General features: G+C 67.6%; 1 pseudogene. It reads left to right on the top strand.

Annotation, left to right across the window (positions count from 1 at the left end):
* Positions 1-256 (top strand): annotated as a pseudogene (locus KVT32_RS30675) (DUF3482 domain-containing protein); the annotation flags it as partial.

Here is a 256-nt window from a genome sequence, read left to right as displayed (position 1 = left end):
TGTCGTGCTCTACCTGGTCAATTCGGCGGAACCTCCGGGCGACGCCGGCTATCTACCGGCAGAGATGAACATCCTCGAATGGCTGGGCAAGCCGGTGGGCGTGCTGCTCAACCAGATGGGGGCGCCGCGGCCCGGCGCGCAGGAAGGCGCCGAGCAGCAGCAATGGAAGACGCACCTGGCGCGCTTCCCGGTCGTGCGCGAAGTGCTGGCGCTGGACGCCTTCGCGCGCTGCTGGGTGCACGAGCACGTCTTTTAC

Source organism: Achromobacter sp. GbtcB20 (assembly GCF_019091095.1).
GTDB classification, from domain to species: Bacteria; Pseudomonadota; Gammaproteobacteria; order Burkholderiales; family Burkholderiaceae_B; genus Achromobacter; species Achromobacter mucicolens.
Note: the sequence above shows the minus strand (reverse complement) of the source record. Positions and strands in the feature narration are given on the sequence as shown.